This is a genomic window from Microbacterium sp. Z11_20, from assembly GCF_057197605.1.
On sequence record NZ_JBXVOQ010000001.1, the window covers coordinates 360,043 to 381,724 of the forward strand.

General features: G+C 70.3%; 19 protein-coding genes. 15 read left to right on the plus strand and 4 right to left on the minus strand.

Annotated features, from left to right (window positions below):
* The first annotated feature begins 28 nt into the window (after positions 1 to 28).
* Positions 29 to 1,540 carry a MinD/ParA family ATP-binding protein gene (locus tag AC2DFQ_RS01715; RefSeq protein WP_484532756.1) on the plus strand — a complete coding sequence of 504 codons (1,512 nt, stop codon included), beginning with the start codon at positions 29 to 31 and terminating at the stop codon, positions 1,538 to 1,540.
* A gap of 4 nt (positions 1,541 to 1,544) precedes the next feature.
* Complete coding sequence (locus AC2DFQ_RS01720) at positions 1,545 to 2,036, plus strand: peptide deformylase (RefSeq protein WP_484509561.1); 492 nt, start codon at positions 1,545 to 1,547, stop codon at positions 2,034 to 2,036.
* 98 nt (positions 2,037 to 2,134) lie between these two features.
* Here AC2DFQ_RS01720 and AC2DFQ_RS01725 read toward each other — a convergent pair whose 3' ends face one another.
* Positions 2,135 to 3,958, minus strand: coding sequence for an AMP-dependent synthetase/ligase (locus tag AC2DFQ_RS01725; protein ID WP_484509560.1), 1,824 nt, complete (start codon positions 3,956 to 3,958; stop codon positions 2,135 to 2,137).
* Between the two features lie 135 nt (positions 3,959 to 4,093).
* Here AC2DFQ_RS01725 and AC2DFQ_RS01730 point away from each other — a divergent pair, with 135 nt between their 5' ends.
* The 3 genes from AC2DFQ_RS01730 to AC2DFQ_RS01740 are packed head-to-tail and all read left to right on the plus strand — an operon-like array spanning position 4,094 to position 7,092.
* On the plus strand, positions 4,094 to 5,029 hold the full coding sequence (locus AC2DFQ_RS01730) for an ROK family glucokinase (RefSeq protein ID WP_484510000.1): 936 nt from the start codon (positions 4,094 to 4,096) through the stop codon (positions 5,027 to 5,029).
* Positions 5,030 to 5,031: 2 nt separating this feature from the next.
* Positions 5,032 to 5,745 carry a lysophospholipid acyltransferase family protein gene (locus AC2DFQ_RS01735; RefSeq protein WP_484509559.1) on the plus strand — a complete coding sequence of 238 codons (714 nt, stop codon included), beginning with the start codon at positions 5,032 to 5,034 and terminating at the stop codon, positions 5,743 to 5,745.
* A 9-nt stretch (positions 5,746 to 5,754) separates the two neighbouring features.
* Positions 5,755 to 7,092 (plus strand): class II 3-deoxy-7-phosphoheptulonate synthase, encoded by a 1,338-nt coding sequence (locus AC2DFQ_RS01740; RefSeq protein WP_484532757.1) that lies wholly within the window; start codon positions 5,755 to 5,757, stop codon positions 7,090 to 7,092.
* A gap of 54 nt (positions 7,093 to 7,146) precedes the next feature.
* On the opposite strand, the gene pknB is transcribed toward AC2DFQ_RS01740, so the two are convergent.
* Complete coding sequence (gene pknB / locus AC2DFQ_RS01745) at positions 7,147 to 9,075, minus strand: Stk1 family PASTA domain-containing Ser/Thr kinase (RefSeq protein WP_484532758.1); 1,929 nt, start codon at positions 9,073 to 9,075, stop codon at positions 7,147 to 7,149.
* 83 nt (positions 9,076 to 9,158) lie between these two features.
* Entirely contained in the window at positions 9,159 to 10,184 is a 1,026-nt protein-coding gene (locus AC2DFQ_RS01750) for a LysM peptidoglycan-binding domain-containing protein (RefSeq protein ID WP_484509556.1), read from the minus strand.
* 178 nt (positions 10,185 to 10,362) lie between these two features.
* Between AC2DFQ_RS01750 and AC2DFQ_RS01755 the strand changes: the two genes are divergently transcribed.
* Positions 10,363 to 10,707 carry an Rv2175c family DNA-binding protein gene (locus AC2DFQ_RS01755; protein ID WP_484509555.1) on the plus strand — a complete coding sequence of 115 codons (345 nt, stop codon included), beginning with the start codon at positions 10,363 to 10,365 and terminating at the stop codon, positions 10,705 to 10,707.
* Positions 10,708 to 10,719: 12 nt separating this feature from the next.
* On the opposite strand, the gene AC2DFQ_RS01760 is transcribed toward AC2DFQ_RS01755, so the two are convergent.
* Positions 10,720 to 11,811, minus strand: a complete 1,092-nt coding sequence (locus tag AC2DFQ_RS01760; protein WP_484532759.1) for a polyprenyl synthetase family protein — start codon at positions 11,809 to 11,811, stop codon at positions 10,720 to 10,722.
* Between the two features lie 63 nt (positions 11,812 to 11,874).
* Here AC2DFQ_RS01760 and AC2DFQ_RS01765 point away from each other — a divergent pair, with 63 nt between their 5' ends.
* The 9 genes from AC2DFQ_RS01765 (at position 11,875) to ftsW (ending at position 21,585) form a co-directional block, all read left to right on the plus strand.
* Positions 11,875 to 12,249 carry a DUF3040 domain-containing protein gene (locus AC2DFQ_RS01765; RefSeq protein ID WP_484509553.1) on the plus strand — a complete coding sequence of 125 codons (375 nt, stop codon included), beginning with the start codon at positions 11,875 to 11,877 and terminating at the stop codon, positions 12,247 to 12,249.
* Between the two features lie 209 nt (positions 12,250 to 12,458).
* Complete coding sequence (gene mraZ, locus AC2DFQ_RS01770; RefSeq protein WP_484509552.1) at positions 12,459 to 12,890, plus strand: division/cell wall cluster transcriptional repressor MraZ; 432 nt, start codon at positions 12,459 to 12,461, stop codon at positions 12,888 to 12,890.
* A 98-nt stretch (positions 12,891 to 12,988) separates the two neighbouring features.
* Positions 12,989 to 13,942 (plus strand): 16S rRNA (cytosine(1402)-N(4))-methyltransferase RsmH, encoded by a 954-nt coding sequence (gene rsmH / locus AC2DFQ_RS01775; RefSeq protein ID WP_484532760.1) that lies wholly within the window; start codon positions 12,989 to 12,991, stop codon positions 13,940 to 13,942.
* On the plus strand, positions 13,939 to 14,538 hold the full coding sequence (ftsL, locus tag AC2DFQ_RS01780) for a cell division protein FtsL (protein ID WP_484532761.1): 600 nt from the start codon (positions 13,939 to 13,941) through the stop codon (positions 14,536 to 14,538). The genes rsmH and ftsL overlap by 4 nt, the downstream gene beginning before the upstream one ends.
* 4 nt (positions 14,539 to 14,542) lie before the next feature.
* Positions 14,543 to 16,336, plus strand: coding sequence for a peptidoglycan D,D-transpeptidase FtsI family protein (locus tag AC2DFQ_RS01785; protein ID WP_484532762.1), 1,794 nt, complete (start codon positions 14,543 to 14,545; stop codon positions 16,334 to 16,336).
* 18 nt (positions 16,337 to 16,354) lie between these two features.
* Positions 16,355 to 17,767: a UDP-N-acetylmuramoyl-tripeptide--D-alanyl-D-alanine ligase gene (locus AC2DFQ_RS01790; protein WP_484532763.1), complete on the plus strand. Its 1,413-nt coding sequence runs from the start codon at positions 16,355 to 16,357 to the stop codon at positions 17,765 to 17,767.
* Positions 17,764 to 18,867: a phospho-N-acetylmuramoyl-pentapeptide-transferase gene (gene mraY / locus AC2DFQ_RS01795; RefSeq protein WP_484509547.1), complete on the plus strand. Its 1,104-nt coding sequence runs from the start codon at positions 17,764 to 17,766 to the stop codon at positions 18,865 to 18,867. The genes AC2DFQ_RS01790 and mraY overlap by 4 nt, the downstream gene beginning before the upstream one ends.
* On the plus strand, positions 18,864 to 20,423 hold the full coding sequence (gene murD / locus AC2DFQ_RS01800) for a UDP-N-acetylmuramoyl-L-alanine--D-glutamate ligase (RefSeq protein ID WP_484532764.1): 1,560 nt from the start codon (positions 18,864 to 18,866) through the stop codon (positions 20,421 to 20,423). The genes mraY and murD overlap by 4 nt, the downstream gene beginning before the upstream one ends.
* The gene (gene ftsW, locus AC2DFQ_RS01805) at positions 20,386 to 21,585 is read left to right on the plus strand and encodes a putative lipid II flippase FtsW (protein ID WP_484532765.1); all 1,200 of its coding nucleotides are present in this window, start codon (positions 20,386 to 20,388) and stop codon (positions 21,583 to 21,585) included. Before murD ends, ftsW begins: the two co-directional genes overlap by 38 nt.
* The last annotated feature ends 97 nt before the right edge of the window (positions 21,586 to 21,682 follow it).

A 21,682-nucleotide genomic window follows, 5' to 3' on the forward strand; every position in this document is an offset into this window, starting at 1 on the left:
CGCGCCCGACCCCGTTTGGAGACCTGCTGTGACGCCCGATCGACACGACGAGACGCCCGACGAAGAGGCCGAGCACGGCATGCTGACCGATGCCGGCAGCCTCGACACGGCCGGCATCGGCATCCTCGGAGCCCGTACGGCGCGCGTGAGCCTGTCTCTTCCGGTCGACGATGACGACCTCGCCGAGGACGAAGCGGTCGACGACGTCGCGGTCGAGGAGATCGCGACCGGCGACATCATCCTCGAGCACGCCCCCGAGTCGTACACGCCGACCGGCGACATCCACGACGCCGACGAGGTCGTCGACGAGCCCGCCGCGGACGAGGAATCCACGCCGCCCGCCGCGGGCATGCCGGCTGAGACGCCGCCCGCCGGTTCCGACACCACTGCGGTGCCCGTGGCGCGCGCGACCGGCTCGATCCCGGTGGGCGACCCCGTTCCGCTGACCGGGGTCGTCCCCTCCAGCCGCCGAGCCGCTCATCACTCCGACGAGCACGGTCGCGGTGAGCGCGCGCACGCTGTCGAGCGGGTCCACCCCCCGCAACCCGAACTGGATCTCGCGTCCAAGCGCCTGGGCGAGTTCGACGCGAGCCGAGAGACCCCCGACCTGCTGACGGCCGACCGGCTGCTCGACCGCGGTCAGATCAGCGGTGCGGAGCCGGAGGGGCTGTGGCAGCAGCTGGTGTACTCCCTCTCCCGCCACCGCATCAACCTCGGCGACAGCCGCAAGGCCCGTGCACGCAAGCAGCTGGATGTGCGCATCAGCGCGCCGCTGCCGGGCGGAGCGCGCTTCGTCCCGGTGCTCTCGCGCAAGGGCGGGGTGGGCAAGACGACCATCACGACGCTCCTCGGCATGGCGCTGGCGTCGGCGCGGGATGACCGCGTCATCGCCATCGATGCGAACCCCGATCGCGGGACGCTCGCCGACCGCATCGGAGGCGCCCGCGGGCGCACCGTGCGAGACCTGGCCCGCGTGCGCGGCGAGGTCACGGGCTTCAACGACATCTCCACGATCGTCGCGCGTGACACCACGCGCCTGGATGTCCTGGCCTCCGATTCCGACCCGCGGGTGTCCGAGGCCTTCAGCGACCGCGACTACCACGACGTGGCCGCCGTCGCCGCCCACTACTACTCGATCGTCCTGACCGACACCGGCACCGGCATCGTGCACTCGGTCATGGGCGCCACCCTCGAGATGGCCGATGAACTCGTCATCGTCGCGGGGCTGAGCGTGGACGAGGCGCGGCTCGCGTCCGAGACGCTCACGTGGCTGGAGACCAACGGATACTCCGACCAGGTGCGCAGCGCCGTGGTGGTGCTCAACAACGCTCGACCCGGCCCCCCGCTCGTGAACGAGGACGAGCTCGAGGCGCACTTCCGCACGCGTGTGCGCTCCGTGGTGCGGATGCCGTACGACCCGCTGATCGGCTCGGGCAGCCACATCACGTTCCGCGACCTTCAGCCCGGCACCCGGCAGGCCGCGCGCCGGCTGGCCGCCGCGGTCGTCGAAGGCTTGCGCGACCCCGGTCAGGCCGCGTGAGGCGATGACTGTCCGCAGCATCCGCCTCTTCGGCGACCCCGTCCTCCGCGCGCCCAGCGCCCTCATCACCGACATCGACGACGGCGTCCGCGCGCTCGTCCGCGATCTCCTGGACACCGTGGAGCCTCCGGGCCGCGCGGGGGTCGCCGCGCCACAGATCGGCGTCGGCTTGCGGGCCTTCAGCTACAACATCGATGGTGACATCGGCTACGTCCTGAACCCCGTGCTCGTCGAGACCGACGGCGACCTCGTGCCGACGGCGGAGGGGTGCCTCTCCATCCCCGGCGTGTGGCACGATGCTCCGCGCCATCCGTACGCGAAGGTCGTCGGGATGGACCTCGACGGCGAGGAGCTGATCCTCGAGGGGGAGGGGCTCATGGCCCAGGCCCTCCAGCACGAGACCGACCACCTCGACGGGATGCTGTTCGTCCAGCGTCTGCCGGCCGACGTGCGTCGCCAGGCGATGCGCGAGATCCGCGAGAGCGCCTGGTTCTGACCCGCCCCACACGCGAGAAACCACATCTCGGGCGAGACACCCCGCGACGCGGGGTTTCTCGACCCGGATGTGGTTTCTCGCGGCGGGCGCGGGATGCGTCAGGGGAGCGTGACGTTGCTCGTGGTCACCGGCGCGGCGTAGATCTCCTCGACCTCGGCGGCGAAGTCGGTCATGATGACGCTCCGCTTGATGCTGAGCTTGGGCGTGAGGTGACCGCTCGCCTCGGTCCACTCGATCGGGAGGATCGTGAACTTCCGGATCGACTCGGCCCGGGACACGTGGGCGTTGGCCTCGTCGATGGCACGCTGGACGGTCGCGTGGACCGCCTCGTGGCGCGCGGCGTCGGCGAGCGTCATGTCCGCTGAGAGCCCGTTGTTGGCCAGCCATGCCGGGAGCATCTCGGAGTCGAGCGTGATCAGCGCCGAGATGAAGGGCTTCTGGTCGCCGACCACCACGACCTGCCCGATGATCGGGTTGGCGCGGATGGGATCCTCCAGCGCCGCCGGCGCGACGTTCTTCCCGCCGGCGGTGACGAGGATCTCCTTCTTCCGCCCGGTGATGGTGAGGAAGCCCTCGCCGTCGAACGCGCCGATATCGCCGGTCTTGAACCAGTCACCGTCGAACGCCGCGGCCGTCGCCTCGGGATTGCGCCAGTACTCCTTGAAGACGTTGATCCCGCGCACCTCGATCTCGCCGTCGTCGGCGAGGCGGACGCCCACCCCGGGCACCGCCGGTCCGACCGAGCCGATCTTGGACTTGGTCGGGAGGTTCACCGTCGCGGGGGCGGTGGTCTCGGTGAGGCCGTAGCCCTCCAGGATCACCACGCCCAGGCTGTGGAAGAAGTGGCCGAGACGCTCGCCCAACGGTGCCGAACCCGACACGGCGTACTGCACGCGCCCGCCCATGGCGGCACGCAGCTTCGAGTACACCAGGCGATCGAAGAGCCGGAACCGGAGCGTCAGGCCGAGCGGAACCTTCTTGCCCTCCTGCAGGAGCTTGGAGTGCTCCACGGCCACATGCGCCGCGGAGCGGAAGATCTTGCCCCGGCCGCCGGCCTCGGCCTTCTGCTCGGCGGAGTTGTACACCTTCTCGAACACTCGTGGCACCGCGAGGAGGAACGTCGGCTTGAACGATCCGAGCGCGGGGAGCAACTGCTTGGTGTCGGGCTGATGCCCCACCTTCACCCCCGCGTGAACGGAAAGGATCGAGATGAAGCGCGCGAACACGTGCGCGGTCGTGATGAACAGCAGGGTGGAGGCACCGGGCGCGACGACCTCATGGAGTGCCTTGGCGGCGTTGCGCGAGAGCTCGACGAAGTTGCTGTGGGTCAGCACGCACCCCTTCGGGCGACCGGTGGACCCCGACGTATAGATCAACGTCGCGATGTCGTCGCCCTGGGCGAGGCTGCGGCGGCGCTGGATCTCGGCCTCATCGACGGATGCGCCGGCCCTGCTGAGCTTGTCGAGATCGCCCAGGTGCATCCCCCACACGTCGCGGACGAGCGGCAGGTCGGCGCGCACCTCGTCCAGTCGTGCGGAATGGTCGGGGGATTCCACGATGACGGCGATGGCCCCCGAATCCGACAGCATCCAGTGGATCTGCGCGGGCGAGCTCGTCTCGTAGACGGGCACCATCACGGCCCCCGCGTAGAAGAGCGCGAAGTCCACCAGCGTCCAGTCGTACGTCGTGCGGGCGAGGAAGGCGACCTTGTCGCCGGGCTGGATTCCGGCGGCGACGAAACCCTTGGCGAGGTCGATCACCTGGCGCTGGAACTCCGCCGCGGTCACGTCACGCCAACCAGGGCCGTCCGGAACCGCGAAAAGCGGGCGGTCGGGCGTGCCGGCGGCGCGCTCGGCGAGCAGATCTGAGATGTTCGCACTCGGGTCGGCGGGCACGACCACAGGGACATCGAATTGAATCACGGCAACTCCTTCGGTACCGGGAAGAACAGCCTTCCGATACTTGAGTGTATCGGGACGCGGGGACCCTTCGTGGGTACCTGCCGCGTGACTAGACTTTCAGGCGCCGTCGTCGGTCGTCGGTGGGGAGGGAGCACGGTGCTCAACGTCGGGATCGACATCGGCGGGACGAAGATCGCCGGGGCCGTCGTCGACGCCGCGGGCGGCGTCATCGAGAAGCTCCGTGTGGACACCCCGGTGGATGTGGATGCGCTGGTGGACGCCGTCGTCGCGATGGCCGACGCCTTGCGCTCGCGTCACGACGTCTCCGCGATCGGCGTGGCAGCCGCCGGGTTCATCGACCGCACCCGTGCCACGGTCATCCACGCCCCGAACATCGCCTGGCGGAACGAGCCGCTGCGCGCCGTACTGGAGGCGCGGCTGGGCACGCGCGTCTCGATCGAGAACGACGCCAATGCCGCCGGATGGGGCGAGTTCCGCTTCGGGGCCGCGCGGGGGCGATCGGACATGGTGATGCTCACGATGGGCACGGGCGTCGGCGGGGCGGTCGTGGCGGAAGGAAAGCTGTACCGCGGAGGGCACGGCATCGGCGGCGAGCTCGGCCACATCCGGTTCGCCCGCAACGGACTCCCGTGCGGCTGCGGACAGAACGGATGCCTCGAGCAGTATGCGTCCGGGCGGGCGCTCCAGCGGGAGGCGTCGTCGCTGGCGACTCAGGGCGGGATCGGGCAGGCTCTGGCGGACGCACGGGACGTGGACGGCACCATCCACGGGTCGGAGATCTCGCGTCTCGTGCTGGCCGGCGACCCCGGTGCGCTGGAAGCGCTCCGCCGGGTGGCCACCGCCCTGGGGGAGGCGTGCGGCGGGTTCCAGGCCGTGCTCGACCCCGAGGTGTTCGTCATCGGCGGGGGAGTCGCCCAGCTGGGCGATGTGCTCCTCGAGCCGGTGCGGATCGCCTACGAGACATCGCTCCCCGGGTTCGGCGACCGCCCGGTCGCGGAGTTCGCGGTGGCGCAATTGGGCAACGACGCCGGGGTCATCGGTGTCGCCGATCTCGCGGGCAGGGACGGCTGAGCATGTTCTATTGGCTGATGAAGTACGTCGTGATCGGGCCGTTCCTCAAGGCGGTCTTCCGCCCCTGGATCGTGGGTCGCCGCAACGTCCCCACCGAGGGCGCGGCCATCCTCGCCAGCAACCACCTGTCCTTCGCCGACTCGGTCTTCCTCCCCCTCATGATCGACCGCCGGATGGCGTTCCTCGCCAAGAGCGACTACTTCACCGGCAAAGGCATCAAAGGCTGGGCGACGCGCGGGTTCCTCAAGGCCACCGGTCAGATCCCGATCGACCGCACCGGCGGCAAGGCCTCCGAGGCGTCTTTGAACACGGGCCTGCGCGTCCTCGGCCGCGGCGAGCTCCTGGGCATCTACCCCGAGGGCACGCGGAGCCCCGACGGCAAGCTCTACCGCGGGCGTACCGGGATCGCCCGGATGGCGCTGGAAGCCCATGTCCCCGTGGTGCCGGTGGTCATGGTCGACACCGACACGATCCAGCCGATCGGCACGCGCATCCCGCGGATCGGACGCGTGGGGGTCGTCATCGGAGAGCCCCTGGACTTCTCGCGCTTCGCCGGCATGGAAAGCGACCGCTACATCCTGCGGTCGGTCACCGACGAGATCACGGTGGCACTCCAGCGGCTGGGCGAGCAGGAGTACGAGGACGTCTACGCCTCCACGGTCAAGGACCGCCTCCTGGCGTCCCGCGGGAGCACCGGGGACTCCCCGCGCCGATAGACTTCGAGGATGCTTCAGCACCTCGACGGCCTCGATCACTGGCGCACTCTGCCCATCAAGCAGCAGCCCCAGTGGTATGACGCCGATGCGGTGGCCGCAGCATCCGCGGAGATCGCGAGCCTACCCCCGCTGGTGTTCGCCGGTGAGGTGGATCTGCTGCGCGAACGCCTCGCCCGGGCCGCGTCCGGAGAGGCTTTCCTCCTCCAGGGCGGTGACTGCGCCGAGACGTTCGCCGGTGCGACGGCCGATCAGATCCGCAACCGGGTCAAGACGCTTCTGCAGATGGCCGTCGTGCTGACCTACGGCGCCTCGATGCCGATCGTGAAGATGGGCCGCATGGCGGGACAGTTCGCCAAGCCCCGCTCGAGCGACACCGAGACGCGCGGAGACGTGACGCTGCCGGCGTACCGCGGAGACATCGTCAACGGGTACGACTTCACGGAGGAATCCCGTAAAGCCGACCCCGCACGCCTGTTGAAGGGCTACCACACCGCTGCGTCGACCCTGAACCTCGTCCGCGCCTTCACCCAGGGAGGCTTCGCCGACCTCCGCGAAGTGCACAGCTGGAACAGGGGCTTCGCCTCCAACCCCGCGAACCAGCGGTACGAGCGACTGGCGTCGGAGATCGACCGCGCCATGAAGTTCATGGAGGCCGCCGGCGCCGACTTCGACGAGCTGCGGCGCGTGGAGTTCTACACCGGCCATGAGGGCCTGCTGATGGACTACGAGCGGCCCATGACGCGGATCGATTCGCGCACCGGGACGCCCTACAACACCTCGGCGCACTTCGTCTGGATCGGGGAGCGCACGCGTGACCTCGACGGAGCGCACGTGGATTACTTCTCCCGCATCCGCAACCCCATCGGCGTCAAGCTCGGGCCCAGCACGACGCCGGAGACCGCGCTGGCGCTCATCGACAAGCTCGACCCCCAGCGCGAGCCCGGGCGTCTGACGTTCATCACGCGCATGGGCGCCGCACAGATCCGGGACGCGCTTCCGCCGCTCCTGGAGGCCGTGAAGGCTTCCGGCGCGACCCCGCTGTGGGTGACCGACCCGATGCACGGCAACGGCATCACGACGCCGACCGGCTACAAGACGCGCCGCTTCGACGACGTGGTGGACGAGGTGCGCGGGTTCTTCGAGGCGCACCGCGCCGTGGGGACCTTCCCCGGCGGCATCCACGTCGAACTCACCGGCGACGACGTGACGGAGTGCCTGGGCGGCTCGGAGCGGATCGACGAGGCCACCCTGGCGACCCGCTACGAGAGCCTGTGCGACCCGCGCCTGAACCACATGCAGAGCCTCGAGCTCGCCTTCCTGGTCGCCGAGGAGCTCGAAAGGCTCTGACGACACCGCGGAGCCCGTGCGCGCCGCGGACAGCTCCCGCGGGCCCGGCCGAGGTCAACCGGTGGCGAAGACCCGCACCGCGGTGCCGGGGCGGTGGGATGTCCCGGCCTCGGGGTCGGTGCGGTTGACGGTGAAGATGCCCCACACCAGTTCGGGGAGGGCCGTGCCGGGCTCGAAGCCGGCGCGGCGCAGCGTGTTCATCGCATCCGCGACCGTGCTGCCCACCACGTCGGGCACCTCGATCGGGCGAGGACCCTCCGACACGAGCAGCGTCACGGCGTCGCCGGGGCGCCAGTTGCCGCTCTCCTCGCGATCCAGGATGCCGATGACATCCCCCTCGGCGATCGAGTTGCTGTAGTCCGACGGGCGGTCGCCGGAGACCTCGAGGCCGACGTCGGTCAACCGCTGCGTGGCACGGTCGACGCTGACACCGGAGACGTCGGGCACCGGGCCGAGGGACACCAGCAGCGACATCGTGTCGCCCTCGTGGGCCTCGCATCCCTGTGAGCAGTCGGCGGGTTCGCCGGCCCGGGGGGTCAACGTCGCGCCGATGACGGACCCCGCGGGCGCATCGGTGAATTCGGCCTGATCCGGTTCGCTCACGACGAGATTGACGCCGGTGAGGATGCCGCGGGCCTGCTCGGCCGTCATCCCGGACACCGGCTCCACCGTCTGCGGCCGCGGTCCGAGGGAGACCAGCACGGTCACGCTCGTCTCGCGGTCGACGCGGGAGCCGGCCGGCGGGTCGGTGGTGACGACCGTGCCGGCGGGGACCTCGAGGTTGTAGACGCCCTCCTCGACGGCGACGAGCGTGTCTTCGGCCAGCCGGGCCTGCGCGTCGGCGAAGGTCCCGTCCGAGACGTCCGTGACGACCACGAGGGACCCGGGGCCCGAACCGAACCACCATCCCGCGCCGCCGGCGAGCCCGGCCAGCAGAAGCACGAGCACGAACAGCCATCCGCCCTTCGCCGCCCGGCGCTTCGTCCGCGCACGCAGGCGCGCGCCGTTGTCGGATTCTTCCACCGCCGTCGGTGCGCTGACGACGGTGTGCGGCAGCACCTTGGTGAGCTCGCGGGAATCCACCTCATCCTCGGTCGCCGTGGTCCCGACCGCGACGGCGCGGGCGACCTGGGGCGCGACGCCGAGCTCGCGCTCGATCTCGCGGAGGCGGGCGAGCATGACGCCGGCGTCGAGCGGACGATCGTCGGGCACCTTCTCGGTGGCCCACAGGACGAGCTCGTCGAGCTGCTCGGGGACGCCGGGGTTCTTCACGCTCGGCCGGGGCACGGAGTCCGTCGCGTGCTGGAAGGCGATCTGCATCGGCTGCTCGCCCTTGTAGGGCTGCTCCCCGGTGAGCATCTCGTAGAGCATGATGCCGAGCGAATAGATGTCGCTGCGGGCGTCGGCTGTGCCGCGGGTGACGAGCTCGGGGGCGAGGTAGGCGATCGTGCCCATGAGCATCTGGCCGGAGGCGGTGTTGGCCGTGGTTGCTCGTGCGAGGCCGAAGTCGCCGATCTTGATCCGGCCGTCCTCGGCGAGGAGGACGTTCTCGGGCTTGACGTCGCGGTGGACGATCCCGGCGCGGTGGGCCGCTGCCAGGCCCGAGAGCACCGCATCCATGATCGTCACCGTCTGCGGAACGGTGAGCCGGCGGTGCTCGCGCATGAGCTCGCGCAGCGTGATGCCGGGCAGGTATTCCATGACGAGGTAGGCCATGTCGCCGTCCTGGCCCTGGTCGAACACGTTCACCACGTGCGGGTCGGCCAGGCGCGCGGCGGAGCGGGCCTCCTGGATGAAGCGGCTCTGGAACACGGCGTCGTCGCTGAGGTGCCCGTGCATGACCTTGAGCGCGATCCGGCGCTCCAGGCGGAGGTCGGTCGCGACGTACACGGTCGCCATCCCGCCCCGCGCGATGCGCGCGCGAACCCGGTATCGGCCGTCGACGAGACGTCCGATCAGCGGGTCGGCCTGAGTCGTGCTCACGGGGAGAGTCTACGGAGGAGGCTGTGCGAGCCCCGGGAGCGCCTCACCGGCGTTACCCAGTCGTTCCCGGCGGATTCCCGGCGTCAGCCCAGCGCGGCCAGCCACACCGTGGCCGGCTGCTCCCACTGGGCATATCGGTCGGGGAATGCGGAGATCTGAACGGCTTGCGCTGCGTCGGCGTAGGCCATCGTCTCCCACCCGGGGATGTCCAGGAGCCCGCGGGTGTTCCCGCCGTTGGGGTCGCCGGCCCCGCCGAAGAATGCACGGGTGGATCGGACGGGGTCGAGGATCTCGGCGGCCGTTCCCCATCCGGTGCTCGGGCGCTGCTGGAAGAGCCCGAGCGAGTCGCGGTCTCCCCCGTCGAGGTTGCGCAACCACGACTCCTGCATCGCGGTGCCCAGGGCGATGACGATGCCCCGGTCGGACACCCCGACCTCGCGCCCGACGCGGATGATCGTCTGGGCGTTGGCGGTCTGCTCCGCGTCGAGCCCGGCGGCAGGGGCAGCAGGCGTGGATGACGCGGCCGGCGCAGCGGAGAGGACCGGTGCCGGGAGGGCCAGGGTCTGCCCGGGGTAGATGATCGATGCCCGCGTCAGGCCGTTGGCATCGAGGACCGCCTGCGTGCTCACCCCGTGGGCGGAGGCGATCGCACTCACCGTGTCACCCGCTCGCACCGTGTGCGCGGCGCTGGGTGCGGCGGGCGCGGGGGCGGCCGCCGCCGGGGCCGCCGGGGCGGCGGCGGAAGCGGCCAGTCGCAGCACCTGACCGGGGTAGATGATCGACGACCAGCTCAGGCCGTTCGACCTGAGCACGTCGCCGGTGCGGAGCCCGTGGCGGCCGGCAATGCTGCTGATGGTGTCGCCGGCCTGGACGACGTACTCGGCCGGCGCTGACAGTGCCAGCGGGGCGGCGTGCGCGGCCCTGGCCTTTCCCGTGGGGGCGGTGACAGGGCCGGGGGAGTCGCCCGAACGCGCGGGCTCCGGCGCGGACGGCGGCGCGACCGCGTGCGCGGATTCGGGAGTGAGCGCGAGCGCGATGGATCCGGCCAGTGCCAGCGGCAGACCGGAGGCCAACGAGCGGACGCGGGGGATTCGCCCGGAATGTCGCATGGGATGCTCCGTTTCTCGACTGCGGTCACGCTGTCACGGATGTGTTAATGATGTCAACCACTGTGACTGCTGTGAAAACTGTGACACCGCGAGCGCGGACGCCGCGTGAATGAGACGCAGGAAACCGCGCGCGGAGCGGAGAAAGCGGAGGACGGCGCGGACGGGGTGAGATAGTGAAATGGTGACCGGTACCCCCCTCGAAACCACGTGGCTGACCCTCCCCGAACTCGTCGACGCGCTGGGCGAACCACTGGGCCGCGTCCGGCGGCTCATCGACGAGCACCACCTCATCGCTTCTCGCCGTGAGGGGCCGATCAAGGTCCCGGCGCTGTTCCTCGTCGACGGTCAGCCGCTGTCGTCCCTGCGCGGGACGGCGATCGTGCTGCATGACGCAGGTTTCAGCGACGACGAGGCCATCGACTGGCTGCTGACGCCGGAGGAGTCGATCGGTGTCGCGCCCCTGGAGGCGCTCCGCGCGGGGCGCAAGGCGGAGGTGCGACGGGTCGCCCAGACCCTCGCCTGAGTCCGCAGCAGGTCAGGACGAGCGCGTCGTGGCCGCGCGTGCCAGTTCGCGCAACTCGCCGACGGCGGCGTTGTCCAGGTGCGCGCCCGACAGCGCCCGATCCGCCTCGCGGGCGAAGGTGGCGATCAGGTCCTCGGTGCGCTGAAGGGCACCCGTCTCGGCGATGGTGCGCTGCAGCGAGGCGATCTGTCCCTCGTCCAGCCCGCGGTCGCCCAGCAGCTCATCGAACACCTGACGCGCGCCCGGCGAGAGCGCCTCCCGCGCGTAGGCGACGAGCACCGTGCGCTTGCCCTCCCGCAGGTCGTCCCCCGAGGGCTTGCCGGTGACGGAGGCGTCACCGAACACCCCCAGCACGTCGTCCCGCAGCTGGAACGCCATGCCGACCGGATGCCCGAACGCCGACAGCGCGGCATCCTGCGCGGCATCGGCGCCGGCCAGGGCCGCCCCGATCAACAGGGGCTGCTGGATGCTGTAGCGCGCCGACTTCAGCGACGCCACCCGCAGAGCGCGGTCGGCGTGCGCGACATCCGGCTGGCTCGTGAAGGCCGACTCCTCGGCCACATCGAGGAACTGCCCGACCGTGACGTCGCGGCGCATCCGCGCGTACGCCGCACGGGTGGCGGCGGCGCGTCCGGGCGGGAGGGAGGCGATTGCCTCCTCGAGCAGATCGTCGCTCCACGCCACGAGGAGGTCGCCCAGGAGGATGGCACCCGAGCGGCCGAACGAGGCGGCGTCGCCGTGCCACCGCCGGCTCGCGTGCGCGGCTTCGAGACCGCGGTGCCCGGAGGGACGGCCGCGGCGGGTGTCGGAGTTGTCGATGAGGTCGTCGTGGACCAGTGCGGCGGCGTGGAAGATCTCGAGGGCGGCGGCCGCGCCGATGGCGGCGGCCGGGACGGGGTCGCCGTGCCGCGGGAAGGCGACGGCGCGCCATCCGGTGAGACAGAAGCGGGCGCGAAGTCGCTTGCCGCCTTCCACCGCGTGGGCGGCGGCCTCGATGAGGAGAAGGGCTTCGTCGCCGAGGTCGCCGGCCTCGGCCCGTCGATCCGCGATGAAGGTGCTCAGACGCTGGGAAACAGCCTCGATGGGATCCGGGGAGGGCGACACGGGCCTAGCCTAGTAACTCACCGCGCGCGTAGAATCGACGCCAAGATACACCGAGGGGGTTCCATGCCACTCTCCGAACAGGAGCAGCGCCTGCTGGACGAGATGGAACGCCATCTCATGCGCAACGACGCCGACGTCGTCACGGCACCCGTGCGTGCGCTCAGCTACCGCAACATCGTCTACGGCACGATCCTCGTCCTCCTCGGCCTCGGCGGCCTCATCTTCGGCGTGACGGTCGGCATGAACCCCCCCGGCATCGTGGTCGGCGTCGTGGGGTTCGCCCTCATGCTCGGCGGCGTCATCCTCGCCGTGACCCCCCTGCGCGGCGCCGCACCTCCCGCGTCCTCCACTTCGCGCCCCCGCCCCGCTCAGGCGACCGGCTCCTCTTTCATGGATCGCATGAACGACCGCTGGGACCGCCGCCAAGAAGGGCGCTGACCCGCATCTGACCGGGCGGGCAGCCCGGACGACACAAGCACCGACTCTGCGGAGTCGGTGCTTTTTTTGTGCGCTCCCGCGCCCGCTCCGCGGGGAATTCGCCGCTCGACGGGGAAAAAGCCCACGCGGGGGTGGATTGTGATGGTTAAGTGGAGGAGAGTGGAGTAAAGTGGAGTCACTTCGCAGGGCCGGACGGAGGGGGTGTACGGATGCTGCTCGGCACGCACAACCCCAAGCTCGACGACAAGGGCCGCGTCATCCTCCCGGCGAAGTTCCGCGACGACCTCGGTGCAGGCGTGGTCGTCACCCGCGGACAGGAGCGCTGCCTGTACGTGTTCAGCACGACGGAGTTCGAGCGGGTGCACGAGCGCATCCGCGAAGCGCCGTTGAACAACAAGCAGGCGCGTGACTTCCTGCGCATGTTCTTGTCCGCCGCCAGCGCGGAGAAGCCCGATAGCCAGAACCGCATCACGATCCCGCCGGCACTGCGGTCATACGCAGCGCTCGAGCGCGACCTCGTCGTCACCGGCGTCGGCGCACACGCGGAGATCTGGAACGCCGACGCGTGGACCGCCTACGCCGAGAGCAACGAAGAGACGTACGCCGAGATGGAGCAGGAGGTGATCCCGGGCTTGTTCTGACCCCCGGCTGTGATTCCCAGCCGCTCGCCCTGACGCACTTCCCCGGCGCCAGGTCGAAGCGGATGGGGATCAGAGCTCGGGGCCGAGGCCCCTGCATCATGGACTCCCGCGACATCCACACTCCCGTCCTCCTCGAGCGCTGCCTCGAGCTGCTCGCCCCTGCCCTGGGCCGCCCCGGCGCCGTCTTCGTCGACGCGACGCTCGGCATGGGCGGCCACTCCGAGGCCTTCCTCGAGCGCTTCCCGCAGCTGCGGATGATCGGCCTCGACCGCGACACGGATGCGCTGCGGATCGCGGGGGAGCGGCTCGCGCCGTTCGGTGACCGCGTCACGCTCGTCCACACCGTCTACGACGGCATCGCCGCGGCGGTCGCCGGGGCCGGCGTCGACCGCGTCGACGGCATCCTGTTCGATCTCGGTGTCTCCTCGCTGCAGCTGGATGTCGCCGACCGGGGATTCGCCTACGCGAAGGATGCTCCGCTGGACATGCGCATGGACCAGAGCGCGGGAATCACCGCAGCGGACGTTCTCGCGACCTACGGCGAGGGCGACCTGCGTCGCATCTTCGAGCGGTACGGCGAGGAGAAGCTCGCCGGCCGCTACGCGCGCGCCATCATCGCCGCGCGAGCCGAGGAGCCCATCGTGCGCTCGGGCCGGCTCGTGGAGATTCTGTCGGCGGCCACCCCGGCCGCCCTGCAGAACGCCGGGCATCCCGCCAAACGGGTGTTCCAGGCGCTGCGCATCGAGGTCAACGGCGAGCTGGCAGCGCTCGATCGGGCCCTGCCCGCGGCGCTCGATCTCCTGGGGGTCGGTGGGCGCATCGTCGTCCTGTCCTACCAGTCGCTCGAAGACCGGTTCGTCAAGCGGGTGCTGGCCGAGGCCAGCCGTTCGACGGCACCGGCGGGCCTCCCCGTCGAGCTCCCCGAACACGCACCGCGCTTCCGGCTCCTGGTGAAGGGCGCCGAACTCGCCTCCGACGACGAACGCGCCCGCAACCCGCGTGCCACCCCCGTGCGCCTGCGCGCCGCCGAGCGGATCAGGGAGGCGGCATGACCGATCTCGCCACCGCGGTCCCGCTCCGGCGGCCCGCGCAGACGCCGCCGTCTCGACGGCTGCACGTCGTTCAGGAGCCCGTTCGCCGCCGCCGCCCGAAACTGGCCTACGGGGTCATCTCCGTCGCCGGTGCCGTCGCGATCGCCCTCGCGCAGATGGGACTGTCGATCCTCACGACCCAGGGGACGTACGAGATGGCCGCGCTGACGCAGCAGCAGCGCGACCTCACGTACGAGAAGCAGATCCTCGCCGACGACGTCGCCGGACTCAACTCCCCCCAGTACCTCGCCGCCAACGCCGCGGCGCTGGGCATGGTGATCAACGAATCGCCCTCCTACCTCCGCCTCAGCGACGGAGCGATCATCGGGGCAGGCCACGCCGCCGCCGGAACGTCGGCGGTGGATGCTCTGAACCGTGGCGCCGTGCAGAACGCGCTCATCACCGACACGCCGCTGATCACCGCACCGGAGGCGACCATCCAGGGCGCTCCGCTCGTGGTCGAGGACGGAGCCGAAGCCGGGACGGCCGCCGACGGCACCGGTTCGACGACACCCCCGCCGATCACCGACGGCCTGCCCACTCCCGCGACACGATAGCCCCATGACCACACGCAGCACGAGAAGCCCCCGACGCCGCACGGTGGTCGCCCTCGCGGTGGTCCTCGCGGTGCTCGTCGGCTTCGTGGTGCGCCTGGTGGACATCCAGGTCGTCAACGCCCGCGAGCACATCGACGACTCCCTCTCGCTCGGCTTCGCCGCCGAGCGCAAGCTCCACGGCACCCGCGGAGCCATCGTCGATGAGACCGGCGCGACCCTGGCCGGCAGCATCCTGCTGTACGACGCGCAGCTGGACCCCTACCTCGCGCAGCAGGGCGTGAAGCGGACAGACCCGAACGGCGAGCGCGTGGAGGTCACGTGGGCCGAGATCGCCGTCCTCCTGGCCGGCGTGACCGGCCAGGAGGCAGCGGAGGTGGAGAGGATCGTTCCGGACGCCCTGGCCGAGGATCCCGAGAACAGGTTCGCCTACCTCCAGCGCGGTCTCACGACAGAGCAGTACCGAGCCCTCGCCGACCTGGACATCCCGTTCCTCACGTTCGTTCCCCACCCGTCGCGGATGTATCCCGACGGGGCCGTTGCGGGCAACCTCATCGGCTTCGTGGGAACCGACGGCCAGCCCCTCGCGGGTCTCGAGCAGGCCCAGAACGACTGCCTGAGCGCCACCGACGGGCTGCTGCGGTGGCAGCGCGGCAAGGACGGCGTCACGATTCCGGGCACGGCGGTGGAGGAGCCCGCCGTGGACGGGGGGACGCTGCAGCTGACGATCAACCGCGACCTCGAGTGGTACCTGCAGCAGCTGATCGCCGAGCAGGTGCAGAACACCGGCGCGCAGTCGGGAACGATCACCGTCGCCGAGGTCGACACCGGCAAGGTCCGCGCGATGGCGGAGTACCCCACGGTCGACCCCAACCACGTCGACGGCGCCGAGGACGACGACCGGTACAGCCGCATCTTCAGCGGGTCCTTCGAACCCGGTTCCACGTTCAAGGCGCTCACCGCGGCGATCGCGATCGACGCGGGCGGGGCCACCCCCTCGTCCACCGTCACCGCCGCCACGAAGGAGTCGTTCCCCAACGGCGCGAGCGTGCGCGACCCGTTCGTCCACCCCACGAACACGTACACGCTCACCGGGGTGCTGATCGATTCGTCCAACGTCGGCATCTCGAAGTTCGGCGACACCGTCAACGCTCAGACGCGCTACGACTACCTGAAGAGTTTCGGCATCGGCAGCGGCTCGGTCATCGACTTCAACGGCGACAAGAAGGCCAAGGGCGAGCTGCGCCCGTTCGACCAGTGGGACAACCAGACCTACTACAACGTGAACTTCGGGCAGGGCCTCACCACGACGGTTCCCGAACTCGTGAACGCATACCAGACGCTCGCGAACGGCGGCGTGCGCATGCCGCTGTCGCTCGTGGAGGGGTGCACGCGCGCCGACGGCACGGTGACGGACGTGCCCGACGCCACCGGGCAGCAGGTGGTGGGCGAGAAGGCCGCCGACGAGGTCTCCCTGATGCTGGAGAACGTCGCCGCGCAGGGAACCCTGTCCAAGCAGATCGAGATCCCCGGCTACCGCCTGGCGGTGAAGACCGGAACGGGTGAGAAACCCGACGGCGCCGGCGGCTACAAAGCGGGTGCGTACTACACGACGATGATCGGCTTCGCTCCCGCCGAGGACCCGCAGTACGTCGTCGCGGTCACTCTCGACGAGCCCGCGACGGTAAAGTCGTCTGCGGCCAACGCGCCGGCGTTCCAGAAGGCGATGACGCAGGTTCTCAAGACCTACCGCGTCATGCCGTCGGGCTCCGCCACTCCCGAACTGCCCAAGTTCGGCTGACGCTCCGCCGCACACACCATGATTGCCCTCACCCTCACACAGCTCACGGACGCCGTCGGCGGCGTCCTCCGTCTCGCCGGATCCGACACCCCCGAGACGGTCGTCTCCGGCGCCGTCGACACCGATTCCCGGCTGATCGAGCCGGGCGGAATCTTCGTCGCCAAGCCCGGCGAGACCACCGACGGGCATCAATTCGTGGATGCGGCGGTCGCGCGCGGCGCCGCCCTCGCGGTCGTCGAGCACCCGGTCGATGCCGCCGTCACACAGGTGGTGGTCCCGGATGCGGTGGCCGCCCTCGCCGACCTGGCGCGCGAAGTCGTCGCCCGCGTCCGCGAGCGCGGAGACCTGCGCATCGTCGGGATCACCGGGTCCAACGGCAAGACGACCACGAAGAACCTTCTCGCCCGCATCCTCGAGGGCGAAGGGGAGACCGTCGCCCCGCGCGCCTCGTTCAACAACTCCGTCGGCGCCCCCCTGACGATGCTGCGCGTGAGCGAGCGCACCCGGTTCCTCGTGAGCGAGTTCGGGGCGAGCGGCCCCGGGGAGATCGCCCGGTTGGCCGGCCTCGTCACCCCCGACATCGGCGTGGTGCTCATGGTCGGAATGGCGCACGCCGGCGGATTCGGCGGCATCGAGGCCACGTTCGCGGCGAAATCCGAACTCGTCCGCGCCGTCCGCCCGGGCGGACTCGCAGTCCTCAACGCCGACGATCCGCGGGTGAGCGCGATGGCGCCGATCGCCGCCGAGGGCGACGTGTCGGTGCGCTGGTTCGGACGCGGCCCCGGCGCCGAGGTCCGCGCGATCGACGTGGAGGTCGGCGCGAGGGGCACCCGGGCCGACCTCGTCGTGGACGGCGTGGCGATGCCCCTTCGCCTCCAGGTCCTCGGCGAGCACCACGTGATGAACGCCCTCGCCGCCATCGCCGCCGCCACCGCGCTCGGGGTCACCGCCGCCGACGCGATCGCCCGCGTCGAGACGGTCGAGATCGCCGAGCGCTGGCGCATGCAGCCGCTGGGTTCGGACCGTGTCCGCATCCTCAACGACGCGTACAACGCCAGTCCCGACTCGATGGCCGCAGCCCTCCGCACCCTCGCGCAGATCACCGCACCCCACGAGCGCACCGTCGCCGTCCTCGGCGCCATGAGCGAACTGGGGGAGTACTCCGGCGACGAGCACGACCGCATCGGCCTCCTCGCGGTGCGCCTGGGCATCCAGCGCATCGTCGTCGTCGGCTCCGACGCGCGACGGATGTACCTGGAGGCGATCTCTCAGGGCTCGTGGGACGGCGAGGCGGTGTTCTTCCCGGACGCCGACGCGGCATACGACTACCTCCTCGGCGAACTGCGCGACGGTGACCGCGTGCTGGTGAAGAGCTCCAACTCCGCGGGCCTCCGGTTCCTCGGCGATCGTCTGGGAGAATCGTTCTCGTGAGATCCCTCCTGACTGCCGCGGCGATCTCCCTGGCGTTCACGCTCTTCCTCACCCCTGTCTTCCTGCGGCTGTTCCGCAAGTGGGGCTGGGGTCAGGTGATCCGCACGCCCGAAGACATCCGCAACCCCTCCCACGGCGCCAAGCGCGGCACGCCCACGATGGGCGGCACGATCTTCATCCTCGGCACGATCGTCGGCTACCTCGTCGGTTCTTTCACCGGCAACAACCCGCCCACCATCTCCGGCTGGCTCGTGATCTGGATGATGGTCGGGTTCGGCGCCGTCGGCTTCATCGACGACTACATGAAGGTCCGACGGCAGCGCAGCCTCGGCCTCACCGGCTGGCGGAAGATCGTCGGGCAGGTGATCGTGACCGTGCCGTTCGGCATCGTCGCCCTGAACTTCCCCAACCGGGCGGGGCAAACCCCCGCATCCGCCTACATCTCCGTGTTCCGCGACGTCCCGCTGCTGTGGCTGTTCGCCCTCGGCCCCGTCATCGGCTGGCTCCTCTACCTCGCATGGGTCTCGCTCATCGGGGTCGCCACCTCCAACTCCGTCAACGTCACCGACGGGCTGGACGGCCTCGCGGCAGGCTCGGGCATCTTCGTCGTCGGCGCGTACAGCCTCATCGCCTTCTGGCAGGTGCAGCAGGTCTGCACGAACGTCGCAGAGGCCGTGCAACCCGCCTGCTACGGCACCCGTGATCCGTTCGACCTCGCCATCATCTCGGCGGCCTTCGTGGGCGCGCTCGTCGGATTCCTGTGGTGGAACGCGCCCAAGGCGAAGATCTTCATGGGCGACGTGGGCTCCATGGCCATCGGCGGCGTGATCGCCGCGATGGCGATCCTCACCCGCACCGAGCTTCTGATGGTTCTCGTCGCAGGCGTCTACGTCATCGCGTCCGGGTCGGTCATCCTGCAGCGCGCGTACTTCAAGATCACGCGCGGCAAACGGCTCTTCCTGATGAGCCCCCTGCATCACCACCTCGAGATGCGCGGCTGGTCCGAGGTCACCATCGTGGTGCGGATGTGGATCATCGCGGGCCTGCTCGCCGTCTCCGGCGTCGGATTCTTCTACGTCGAGTGGCTGTCGCGGGCATGAGCGCCGAGCGCCTGGACACCCTCACCAGCTGGCATGCCGACTGGCGCGGCCTGCGCGTCGCAGTGCTGGGCATGTCGGTCACCGGATTCTCCGTCGCCGACACTCTCGCCGAGCTCGGGGCCGTCGTCTTCGTCTTCACCGAGTCCGTCGACGACGAGTACGAGCGGCTCCTCCCGGTGATCGGGGCGCGGTTGTGGACCGGCGCCCTCTCCTCGGTGCCGGAGGAGCTGGTCGCCTTCGCCCCCGACGTGGTCGTCGCCTCGCCGGGGTTCTCGCCGCAGCATCCGGTGGTCGCGTGGACCCAGGACACCGGCACGGCGCTGTGGGGCGACGTGGAACTGGCGTGGCGCGTCCGCGACAAGGTGCTGCGCCCCGACGGCACGCCGGCGGACTGGATGCTGATCACCGGCACCAACGGCAAGACGACCACGACCCGGCTGACGGCGTCGATGCTCGCAGCCGGCGGGCTGCGCGCTGCCCCGGTGGGCAACATCGGCGTGCCGGTGCTCGACGCCGTCCGCGAACCCGCCGGCTTCGACGTGCTGGTGGTCGAGCTCTCCAGCCACCAGCTCTGGTACCTCGGGCGGCAGAGCGGACCCGACCCGCTGTCGCCGTACGCATCGGTGTGCCTCAACCTCGCCGACGACCACCTCGAGTGGCACGGCTCGTTCGCGGCGTACCGTGCGGCCAAGGCCGTCGTGTACCAGAACGTGCGCGTCGCGTGCGTCTACAACAAGGCCGATGCCGCGACGCGGGAGATGGTCGAAGAAGCCGACGTCGTCGAGGGCGCGCGGGCGATCGGATTCGACCTCGGCGTTCCGGGACCCAGCGACCTCGGCGTGGTGGACGGCATCCTCGTCGACCGCGCGTTCCTCCAGGAGCGGCGCACCTCGGCTCTGGAGCTCACCACGGTCGCCGACCTCGCCGCGGCAGGGCTCGGCGCTGCGCACATCGTCTCGAACGTCCTCGCCGCCAGCGCCCTGGCTCGCTCCCGGGATGTCGCGCCCGCGGCCATCCGCTCGGCACTGGCGTCGTTCACGCTCGACCCGCACCGCATCCAGGTGGTCGCCGTGCACGACGGCGTGACGTGGGTGGACGACTCGAAGGCGACGAATCCGCATGCCGCGGCATCCTCGCTCGCAGCGTTCCCCGGTGCGCTGTGGGTGGTGGGAGGACTCCTCAAGGGCGTCGACATCGCCCCGCTCGTGGCCGGGCGCGGTGCGGCGGCCAAGGCCGCGATCGTGATCGGCGTCGAGCGCGGCGCCGTGCTGGACGCGTTCGCGCGACACGCGCCCGGGGTGCCGGTGTTCGAGGTCGACCCCGCAGAGACTGAGAACGTCATGGCACGGGTCGTCGACCTGGCGATGGACGTCGCTCGCGACGGAGACGTGGTGCTGCTGGCACCGGCGGCGGCATCCTTCGACCAGTTCTCCTCCTACGCCGACCGCGGCAGGCGATTCGCCGATGCGGTGAACGAACGTATCGCCGGCCGCCCGCCGGCAGGGAAGGGGGAACCGCGTGACCACGACGACACCGCCCCCGACCCAGGCGCCTGACCCTGCCGACCCCTCTCGTCGCGGTCTCGCCGCGAAGGTGTCGCTCGGACGGGTCTTCGCACCGGTGCCGAGCGAATTCCTCCTCATCGCCTCCACCGCGCTCCTGCTCACCGGGTTCGGGCTCATCATGGTGCTGTCGGCGACGTCGGCGCTCGGAGGGGCGCAGAACCCGTTCGAGCATGTGATCAAACAGGGCGTCTTCGCGGTGCTAGGCATCCCGCTGATGTTCGTCATCAGCCGATTCCCTGTGACGTTCCTCCGCAGGATCGCGTGGCCGGCCCTCATCGGCGCGACCGTCTTCCAGCTTCTCGTGTTCGTGCCCGGGCTCGGCATCGAGTCGTACGGAAACCGCAACTGGGTCTCGATCGCCGGCTTCCAATTCCAGCCCGCGGAGTTCCTCAAGATCGCACTGGCGCTGTGGATGGGGGCGGTGATGTACCGCAAGCGCACCCTTCTCACGTCGTGGAGCCACGTCTTCATCCCGATCGTCCCGGTCGCGATCATGGTCATCGCGACGGTCCTGGCCGGACGGGACCTCGGCACCGCGATGATCCTCGTGCTCATCGTGCTCGCAGCCCTGTTCTTCTCGGGCGTGAAGCTGCGGATCTTCATCCTGCCCGCTCTGGCCGCCGTGATCGCCGTGGTCTTCTTCGCCGTGAGCAGCCCGAACCGCATGGCGCGCATCATGAGCTTCCTCAACGCGGGCTCGCTCGACTGCTACTACGACACCTGCTACCAGTCGCTGCACGGCGTGTGGGGTCTGGCGTCGGGCGGCATCTTCGGACTGGGGCTGGGGAACTCGAAGGAGAAATACGACTGGCTCCCCGCGGCGGCGAACGACTACATCTTCGCCATCGTGGGGGAGGAGCTGGGGCTGATCGGCTGCGCCGTGGTGCTGGCCCTGTTCGCGCTGTTCGCGGTGGGGGCCTTCCACATCGTGCGCAAGACCCACGACCCTTTCGTGCGGATCGTCGCCGGTGCCATCTCCATCTGGATCGTCGGGCAGGCGCTCATCAACATCGGCGTCGTCCTGCGGGTGTTCCCGGTGCTGGGCGTTCCGCTGCCCTTCATGTCCCAGGGAGGCACGAGCCTGCTTTCGGTGCTGATCGCGTGCGGCGTGCTGCTCTCGTTCGCCCGCAGCCTCCCCGTCCGCGTCCGCTGACGCTGTCGCCCTCCCCATCCGGGCCCGCTGCCGCGCCGCCCCCGTACCGTACTCAGTCTGAACGGCACTGGGTGCAGGACGAGTCCGCGTGTTCCTG